Source organism: Paraburkholderia fungorum, from assembly GCF_003610895.1.
GTDB lineage: Bacteria > Pseudomonadota > Gammaproteobacteria > Burkholderiales > Burkholderiaceae > Paraburkholderia > Paraburkholderia fungorum_B.
The window spans coordinates 1-8863 of the sequence record NZ_MCAS01000061.1; the positions used below are offsets into that span (position 1 = coordinate 1).

Annotated in this window: 6 protein-coding genes and 1 pseudogene; 6 read left to right on the forward strand and 1 reads right to left on the reverse strand. The window is 58.0% G+C overall.

The window, feature by feature from the left end; genetic code table 11:
• Positions 1 to 138: 138 nt before the first annotated feature.
• From BCY88_RS35470 to BCY88_RS40025, 3 genes are all read left to right on the forward strand, one after another.
• Positions 139 to 1188 carry a sugar ABC transporter substrate-binding protein gene (locus tag BCY88_RS35470; RefSeq protein WP_120347988.1) on the forward strand — a complete coding sequence of 350 codons (1050 nt, stop codon included), beginning with the start codon at positions 139 to 141 and terminating at the stop codon, positions 1186 to 1188.
• Positions 1189 to 1589: 401 nt separating this feature from the next.
• Positions 1590 to 3248, forward strand: coding sequence for a methyl-accepting chemotaxis protein (locus tag BCY88_RS40760; RefSeq protein ID WP_120348752.1), 1659 nt, complete (start codon positions 1590 to 1592; stop codon positions 3246 to 3248).
• 244 nt (positions 3249 to 3492) lie between these two features.
• Positions 3493 to 3726 (forward strand): hypothetical protein, encoded by a 234-nt coding sequence (locus tag BCY88_RS40025; protein WP_183081528.1) that lies wholly within the window; start codon positions 3493 to 3495, stop codon positions 3724 to 3726.
• 135 nt (positions 3727 to 3861) lie between these two features.
• On the opposite strand, the pseudogene BCY88_RS40835 reads toward BCY88_RS40025, so the two are convergent.
• Positions 3862 to 3966 (reverse strand): annotated as a pseudogene (locus tag BCY88_RS40835) (IS6 family transposase); the annotation flags it as partial.
• Between the two features lie 322 nt (positions 3967 to 4288).
• Between BCY88_RS40835 and BCY88_RS40765 the strand changes: the two are divergent.
• The 3 genes from BCY88_RS40765 (at position 4289) to BCY88_RS35495 (ending at position 8808) form a co-directional block, all read left to right on the forward strand.
• Positions 4289 to 6010: a methyl-accepting chemotaxis protein gene (locus BCY88_RS40765; protein ID WP_120348753.1), complete on the forward strand. Its 1722-nt coding sequence runs from the start codon at positions 4289 to 4291 to the stop codon at positions 6008 to 6010.
• 104 nt (positions 6011 to 6114) lie between these two features.
• A complete protein-coding gene (locus BCY88_RS35490; protein WP_147408603.1) occupies positions 6115 to 6858 on the forward strand; it encodes a hypothetical protein in 744 nt (247 codons plus the stop codon).
• A gap of 900 nt (positions 6859 to 7758) precedes the next feature.
• Positions 7759 to 8808 (forward strand): sugar ABC transporter substrate-binding protein, encoded by a 1050-nt coding sequence (locus tag BCY88_RS35495; protein ID WP_120347988.1) that lies wholly within the window; start codon positions 7759 to 7761, stop codon positions 8806 to 8808.
• Positions 8809 to 8863: the final 55 nt, after the last annotated feature.

Below are 8863 nucleotides of genomic sequence, written 5' to 3' on the forward strand. Positions count from 1 at the left end.
TTATGTCACTTGACTTAGCGTTGTTCATATAAGAATAATATGTTCACGGGTAAACTTAATCCCGTGTCCGGTAGTCGTCACGTCCCGTTCCGATCGCCGGAACAGATCAAACAGGCAGATAACCAGGAGACCAGATCAATGACGTTCATCAAGGGGCTAGCCACGGCCCGTCGTTTCGTGCGCCACACCATTTCCATCGCGAGCCTCGCTGCCTTCAGTCTGGGCGCGGGCTTCGGTACACCTGCCCACGCGGACGAAGCGGGCCGGATCGGGCTGGATCTGCCGCTGCTCACGTCGCCGTTCTGGCAGTCGTACAACAACTACCTGCCCACGTATGCGAAAGAGATGGGGCTTGCCATCCTGGCGCCGGTGAACTCGAACGGCGACCCGGCCCAGCAGATCACCGACATGAACAGCCTGCTGAACCTGGGGGCCAAGGGCATCGTCGTCGGTCCGCTGGATTCGGCGGCGATCAGCCGCGCGCTGGACGCGGCCGCTGCGAAGAACGTGCCGGTGGTCGCGGTGGACGTGGCGCCGACCCAGGGCAAGGTGGCGATGGTCGTGCGTGCGGACAATCGCGCATACGGCTCAAAGGCGTGCGACTACATCGGCGCCCATGTGAAATCGGGCAAGGTCGTGCAGATCATGGGCGATCTGGCGTCGGTGAACGGGCGCGACCGGTCCGAAGCATTTCGCGCCTGCCTGAAGAAATATCCGGGGCTGTCGCTGCTCGAGATTCCGGCGGGCTGGAAGGGCGATGTGGCGGCGACCGCGCTCGATACGCTGCTGACCGCGAACCCTGACGTGAAGGCGATCTATATGCAGGCGGGGGGTGTGTACCTGGCACCGACGCTGCAGACGCTGCGTCGCAAACAGATGCTCTTCAGCGCGGGCGATCCGAAGCACATTGTGATCGTCAGCAACGACGGCATTCCTCAGGAGTTCGATGCAATCCGCCGCGGCGATATCGACGCAACCATGTCCCAGCCGGCGGACCTGTATGCGAAGTACGGCCTGTACTACATCAAGGCGGCGCTTGCGGGGCAGACCTTCAAGCCCGGTGCGACGGATCACGGCAGCAACATCATCCAGCTGTCGCCCGGCATTCTCGAAGACCAGCTGCCCGCACCTCTCGTGACGAAGTCGAACGTGGACGACACGTCGCTGTGGGGCAATACGATCAAGTGAGCACAAGGATAAGCATGACGATGAGTACCGGAAACATCCCGGTCGTCGAAGCGCGTGGTGCCACCAAACGCTATGGGCAACGGGCGCCCTGAAGATCGCAGGCTGCGATGCCTGGTGGCACCGTGTTGCCCGTGTGTATGGGTTGCGATGCAATTCCGATGCATCCGTCTCTTACGCTCGGGCATTTGACGAGCACGAGCCAATCGGGAAGTTGATAGGTATCGGCGAATTGTTCAGCGAGCGCTGCTTCAACCGTGAAATTAGCATCCTCGGCACGCGCTGGTCTGTTATGCGGGCTCAGCTTTCAGGACCGCGCCGAAATGACGTCTGAGTGCGCTCAGGTACTGGAGTACACGTGAGCTCATGTGCCCGGTGGCGCGTTTTACGCCAGCATTTGTCAAATGCACTTTGGTAAACCCATGATGCGAAGAATAAACCTGCGTGCGCAACTGTTGATTCTGGTTGGTCTCATTGCCCTGCTACAGCTTGCAGCAGGTGCATGGAGTGCCTGGCAGACTCGCGCCAGCATGATTGAAAGCAGACAGCTTGAGCTGCGCCATTTAATCGATCTGGCAGGACGGGTGATTTCCAACGCCCAGGCGCAGGTCGCTTCCGGTGCGAAGTCGTTACCTGACGCGCAGAAAGCAGTTTTAGCCGAAATCGGACTCATGCATTATGGTTCGGATGGCTATTTTTCTGTCTTCGACGACAACCTGATCTTGCTTTCACATCCCGACGCAACGAAAGCCGGTCACTCGATGGCCGATTTCAGGACGCAGAGTGGCGCCGCGATTTACGACGACCTTCTGGCAGGCGCTCGAGCCAACGGTAGCGGGTTCTATTCATACGACTACCCACGCCCAGGAGAATCGAAGGCCGAGCCCAAGCTCGCTTTCTACTCATTTAACCCGGTCTGGAAGTGGGTCGTTGTAACCGGAGTCTACGTCGATGATATCGACGCGATGTTTCGGGTCAAAATGCTTGAGCAGATCGGCGTTACCTTGCCACTGGTCGTTGCTATCAGCATCCTGATGCAATGGTTTTTCCGGCGCAGCGTGCTGGCGCCGATCGAACGTGCGATCGCCACATGCGAGCGCGTCGCCGGAGGCGATCTCCGTGAGATTATCCAGAACCATCGTCATGACGAGGTCGGGAAAATGCTTAACGCGTTGGCCTCGATGCAGAACAGACTGATCTCGACCATCGGACCGATTCGCGATGCCAGCAACGCCATCGGCAGCGCTTCGCACCAGGTCGCGAGTGGCAACCTTGACCTATCTTCCCGTACCGAGGAACAGGCAAGTTCGCTCGAGCAGACCGCAGCTTCAATGGAACAATTGACCACCACAGTCAGGCAGAATGCGGACAATGTCCGACAGGCGAATCAGGCGGTGGAATCAGCGGTGCAAGCTGCAGTCGACGGTGCCTCCATCGTGTCGCGCGTAGTCCAGACAATGAGTGAAATCAATCAGTCGTCCACGAAAATCAACGACATTATCGGGGTAATCGACGGCATTGCGTTCCAGACGAATATCCTGGCTCTGAATGCCGCAGTCGAGGCGGCACGAGCTGGGAGGCAGGGGCGGGGTTTTGCGGTGGTCGCCGCCGAGGTGCGCACCCTCGCGCAGCGCTCAGCAAGCGCAGCCAAGGAGATCAAGGTGCTGATCGGCGATTCGGCAAAGAAGGTTGACGCGGGTGCGGAGCTGGTCAATCAGGCCGGCATAGCCATGAACCATATTGTCACTCGTGTGAAGCATGCCACGAGCATCATGGAGGAGATTGCCATGGCGAGTGAAGAACAAACACTGGGCATCGCGCAGATCAGCCAGGCGGCCAGCCAGATGGAGGCAATCACGCGGCAAAACGCGGAATTGGTCGAGGAAGCCTCGGTCGCTGCCGAATCCCTGCGCGATCAAGCCGGTAATCTGGCGCGGGTGGTGAGTGCATTCAAGCTGGGCGGCAGGCCGGTGGAAGGAGGCGGGGGGGAGAGTGCAAAACACGGCAAATTAAGGCAGTTTCCCGCGAAGATGCTCGTTGCACCCAGAATCATCGAGCGCTGAGGTTTCTCAAGAGAGCTGAAAGTATTCGGCAAGTCCCACTGCCTACTGCCCGTTTCACAACCGGCTTTACTCATCTGTTTAATAAGCAATACATAGCAATGGGGTTTCCTCGTTCAGCGCATCAAACTGGGGCAAAGCCCTGCAGCGAAGGAGTCGCATGCCGTAGCGCAGTGCGGGCGGCCAGAGCAATGGCGTTCTGGGCTGCGGACGGTAGCAAACCGGGAGTGTTGCACACGGGTTAAAAATGGACGACTCAAAACAGATTCTAATGACGCGCAGCCGCGCTCTTGCCATGCTTGTGCGGGAACGGAACCAGATCCGCGATCTGCGCCAGAACGCCCGTATATCGCTGAACGACGAGAACGGGGAACTGGGCGAACTGAACAGACTGATTGCTGACGTGCGCGCTGGAAGAGTTGACCGGTTTCCGCAGCGGGGTGTCCTGGACACAAAAAACATCATCGTCTGCATGGACTGATTTGATGTGTCCGAGAGCGGCGCCATGTTTGTCGATCGGTACGTTGAGCGCTGTTTCGACAGGGTTATCCTGGGGCGCGGATGTCGACGTCAAGGCGCCACGAACGTGAATTGTTCTGAGTGAGACGCACTTTCGGTGATGCCGATAAGCGCGCAGCAGGTGTCGCATAAGCGCGAAGTGCTGCCGAATCGGACTGAAGCCCAATAGGAAAGCTTGCGTGCGTTCAGGATCGCGAGCGCCACCGGAAAGCGATGAGCGTGATAGAGCGATCTTTCGTTCTTCATCGCAAGATATTACCCAAGCATTTCGGCAACGTGACAGCGTCCTGTTAACGCTTGTCTTTGCTGAACTCCATGTCAGTACGCAAGCGCTCACGTTCATTCGGTCTGCCAGCCTTTGCGTCGACGAAGTCTATTCAGACTAACTATCTGACTGACGCATAGGCTCAGGCAACGAGGAACTGCACGTCTGGAAGGTTACCCCTACGAGAAGATCAGCATGTGCTGACTTCTGGCGGCGCGTTCTATGCCGATATTCAGCTACCCCTTCGATCTGGACAACCATGACAATCTCAAAACGCCTGTTTCTCAGCTTTGGCGTGCTTGCCCTGGCGCTCTGCATGACGGGGGCAGCCGCTATCATCTTGCTGTTGCAGTCGATGACCAGGTTCGAATACATTCAGGTCAATACCATTCCCAGTATCGCGGATCTCGACAAGACGATTACCGAAGCCGCGGCACTGCAGCTTGCGCTCTACCGGCACGGGCTAACAACGGACACGTCAAAGCGAGCAGAGGTTGAAGCAAATATCGCTACATCGCTCGACAAGGTTGGCAAGCTTATCGATTACTACAACAAGAACGACATTTCCGATACCAAAGATCAGGAAATGACAGACGCCACAAAGGCCGATCTGGCGCACATCCGTACCGAGATCCCCCAGTTCTTTGCGAGATCCAGCACAGGCGAACCCAGTAGTATCCTGGCACTGCTCACCGATCAGAACAGCGGCATCGGTGCAGCTGTAAATAAGCTGGCCAGTGATTTGCGGATCCAGATCGACTACAACACAAAGCTTGGTTCCGATTTGCGTGCTGAAAATAAAACTGCCTTTGATTTCTCGTTGTGGGGCATGGTGATCTGGATGAGTGCCGTACTGCTCGGTGTCGGTGCATTCGCACTCGGTATTGTTCGCGGCATCAAGATCAGTCTCAATGGCATGCAGTCCAGCATGGTGAACATCAAGTCGTCGCTCGATCTTACTCGCGCTGCACCAGTCGATCGTATGGACGAAATCGGACAGACTGCGGTTGCGTTCAATTCGCTACTGGATCATGTGAGAGCCGCTATCGCCACCGTTATCGGCACTACGGACTCGGTACGGACGGCAGCAAGAGAAATTTACGCCGGGAACACGGATCTGTCGGCTCGCACCGAGGAACAGGCAGCCTCCCTCGAGGAAACGGCGGCTAGTATGACCCAGCTAACCGAGACGGTGAGGCAGAACGCGGATAGTGCGCGTCAGGCCAATATGCTGGCAACGAACGCCACGGACATGGCTGATGCAGGCAACAGCGCGGTTCAGGGAATGGTCTCCACAATTGGCCAGATCAGCGCCAGCTCCAGCAAGATCTCGGAGATCACCGGCGTAATCGAAGGCATTGCCTTTCAGACGAATATCCTCGCGCTGAATGCCGCCGTGGAAGCGGCTCGTGCGGGTGAGCAGGGGCGGGGATTTGCCGTTGTTGCCAGCGAGGTTCGCAATCTCGCGCAACGTTCTGCCGCTGCCGCCAAGGAGATCAAGGAGTTGATCGGTTCGTCCGTGGCAATGATTCAGGGCGGCGTGCAACAGGCTTCCGAAGTCGGCACAACCATGGGGCATGTGAAGCACGCAATCAAGCAGGTGTCCGATATCGTTGGTGAAATCGCGGCTGCTTCCGAGGAGCAGAGCCGGGGTATCGAGCAGGTCAATCAGACCGTGGGGCAGATGGACGAGGTGACGCAGCAGAATGCGGCGCTTGTTGAACAGGCCGCCGCCGCCGCGCAGTCGCTTGAAGAACAGGCAAAGATGCTGACGGAAGCTGTGTCCGTGTTCAAGGTCGCCGATGCGGGGCAATCCAGGTTGCGCACGGCGATCCCGCGAAGCAAGCCTCACCATCCTGCTGCCGCGATCCATGCCACGCGTCGCGCGGAGTCGCAAAAACCGGGAGGCGAGACCACCAGCACCGAAAAGCCGGCCGCGATCGCGGTAAATGTGGTGAAGGCGGACTGGGAAACTTTCTGACTCGACAAGGACAGCTCAGCGTCGTCATTCTGAATGGCCGCACTCTACGAAGTGCATTGAACTGCAGGTGATCAAGCGTTGCAAAATTTCTGACACGCATCTGGATGCCACGCTTTCGATATTTCAATCTGGCCGGGGGATTTATGATTCGCATGCGATATGTCGTGACTCTTCTGAGTGGTGCGCTGCTGGTCGGCTGCGCGAACAATAAACCTGTGCTTACGGGTATGACCGTTGCGGATCACGGCTTTGTGATGGATGGCGACAGCAAGCGTGTCTCCCAGGGCGATCTCCACACGACCTTTGTCGCCTGGAATGCGGACAGTAACGTAGCCATTTTCGATGCACATGGCCAAGGCTGTTTTGAGGCAGCCGCCGCGATCAGGAGCCGGAACCAGGAAACCGAGGTTTCCGCAACGCTCACCAAACTGCTCGGAGCCGGAGGCCAGATCGAAGCTATCAACCGGGTCGTGGAAAATCTTCAGCTTCTCGCAAACAAGGACGCCGCCGCGACCTTCCTCGATATTTCGATGGCAAACATATGTCTGATCGCGATGAATCAGACGAACAATGCAGTAGACGGCACGGCGATGAAGAAAGCCGATCTGATCGACCTGATGAAGTATGCGATGGACAAAGCTGCAGATATTGCGATCAAGGCGGCTGAAGCGCCCAAGCCGTCACCTGAGATCAAGCCGGCCTCCGGCCCAGCCGACGGCGTCGTGACTCAACCTGTCGGCAACCAGCATACGGTGCGATCCGGCCAATCAGCACCCGCGGCAGTAGCTCCTGCTGCAGCGAGTGCCGTCAAACCGGCACACGCCGACGTCGGTCAGAAATCGAGCTAGTGGGTCGGAAAAGCCATGTCGAATCGTGCGAACTTCATACGGGATGCATGATGTGCCGGCGCGCTATGCCGAACTGGTTATCGGATGTCCGGTGTGAGTGTGAAGTTTTTGCCATGGCACGCTGGAGAAGCGGCCCGATTCGACCGCCATTATGTACAAGGCGTTATGAGGAGGCGGACGGCCTTGGCCCGGTCGGTTATTCAATGAGTACCTTCACACCGAGCGCGGCGGCGAACACGGGCAGGACGATCAGGCCTCGCTTGAGCCACCTCGATCCGCGCGAGCGGGGGCCATCGACAAGATTCCGTTATCCCGCGATAACGTTTGCGTAGGGAGCGGGTTGGATTGCTGGCGCGTGACAGTGCCGCAAACTCATGACACAAGCTTTTAAATTTATTGATCTTTCTCTTTGCACCTATTTAGCCGTACTGGTTTCGCCAGGCTGGACTGACGGTGAACGATACATGCCCTGAGGCCGCGAGAAGTTCATTGCAAGGCCTGCTGTGTCACCGCTAAATATTGATTAGCTATCCAGATCAAAATGATATTCGCCGAACTGATCCCCAGACTCTTCAGTCTGTTCATCGTACGACATCAGTTCAGTTCAGTTCGTTCCGACAGCTTTAAGCGATTCGGCGATCTCATTTGCATCGGAGGCAACTCGCCTTTTTCTGTTCCGCAAGCGACATCACGCTGGGTCTAAGCATGCTTTGCATTCGAGCGGCGCCAGGGTGCCAGGGAAAGTCCCAGCGGCCGTTCTGCTTATGTCACTTGACTTAGCGTTGTTCATATAAGAATAATATGTTCACGGGTAAACTTAATCCCGTGTCCGGTAGTCGTCACGTCCCGTTCCGATCGCCGGAACAGATCAAACAGGCAGATAACCAGGAGACCAGATCAATGACGTTCATCAAGGGGCTAGCCACGGCCCGTCGTTTCGTGCGCCACACCATTTCCATCGCGAGCCTCGCTGCCTTCAGTCTGGGCGCGGGCTTCGGTACACCTGCCCACGCGGACGAAGCGGGCCGGATCGGGCTGGATCTGCCGCTGCTCACGTCGCCGTTCTGGCAGTCGTACAACAACTACCTGCCCACGTATGCGAAAGAGATGGGGCTTGCCATCCTGGCGCCGGTGAACTCGAACGGCGACCCGGCCCAGCAGATCACCGACATGAACAGCCTGCTGAACCTGGGGGCCAAGGGCATCGTCGTCGGTCCGCTGGATTCGGCGGCGATCAGCCGCGCGCTGGACGCGGCCGCTGCGAAGAACGTGCCGGTGGTCGCGGTGGACGTGGCGCCGACCCAGGGCAAGGTGGCGATGGTCGTGCGTGCGGACAATCGCGCATACGGCTCAAAGGCGTGCGACTACATCGGCGCCCATGTGAAATCGGGCAAGGTCGTGCAGATCATGGGCGATCTGGCGTCGGTGAACGGGCGCGACCGGTCCGAAGCATTTCGCGCCTGCCTGAAGAAATATCCGGGGCTGTCGCTGCTCGAGATTCCGGCGGGCTGGAAGGGCGATGTGGCGGCGACCGCGCTCGATACGCTGCTGACCGCGAACCCTGACGTGAAGGCGATCTATATGCAGGCGGGGGGTGTGTACCTGGCACCGACGCTGCAGACGCTGCGTCGCAAACAGATGCTCTTCAGCGCGGGCGATCCGAAGCACATTGTGATCGTCAGCAACGACGGCATTCCTCAGGAGTTCGATGCAATCCGCCGCGGCGATATCGACGCAACCATGTCCCAGCCGGCGGACCTGTATGCGAAGTACGGCCTGTACTACATCAAGGCGGCGCTTGCGGGGCAGACCTTCAAGCCCGGTGCGACGGATCACGGCAGCAACATCATCCAGCTGTCGCCCGGCATTCTCGAAGACCAGCTGCCCGCACCTCTCGTGACGAAGTCGAACGTGGACGACACGTCGCTGTGGGGCAATACGATCAAGTGAGCACAAGGATAAGCATGACGATGAGTACCGGAAACATCCCGGTCGTCGAAGCGCG

What these genes read in the sequence shown, in the direction of transcription:
- BCY88_RS35490 (WP_147408603.1), top strand. Translation starts at nt 6,115, where the DNA reads ATGCCACGCTTTCGATATTTCAATCTGGCCGGGGGATTTATGATTCGC.
- BCY88_RS35470 (WP_120347988.1), top strand. Translation starts at nt 139, where the DNA reads ATGACGTTCATCAAGGGGCTAGCCACGGCCCGTCGTTTCGTGCGCCAC.
- BCY88_RS35495 (WP_120347988.1), top strand. Translation starts at nt 7,759, where the DNA reads ATGACGTTCATCAAGGGGCTAGCCACGGCCCGTCGTTTCGTGCGCCAC.
- BCY88_RS40765 (WP_120348753.1), top strand. Translation starts at nt 4,289, where the DNA reads ATGACAATCTCAAAACGCCTGTTTCTCAGCTTTGGCGTGCTTGCCCTG.
- BCY88_RS40760 (WP_120348752.1), top strand. Translation starts at nt 1,590, where the DNA reads ATGCACTTTGGTAAACCCATGATGCGAAGAATAAACCTGCGTGCGCAA.
- BCY88_RS40025 (WP_183081528.1), top strand. Translation starts at nt 3,493, where the DNA reads ATGGACGACTCAAAACAGATTCTAATGACGCGCAGCCGCGCTCTTGCC.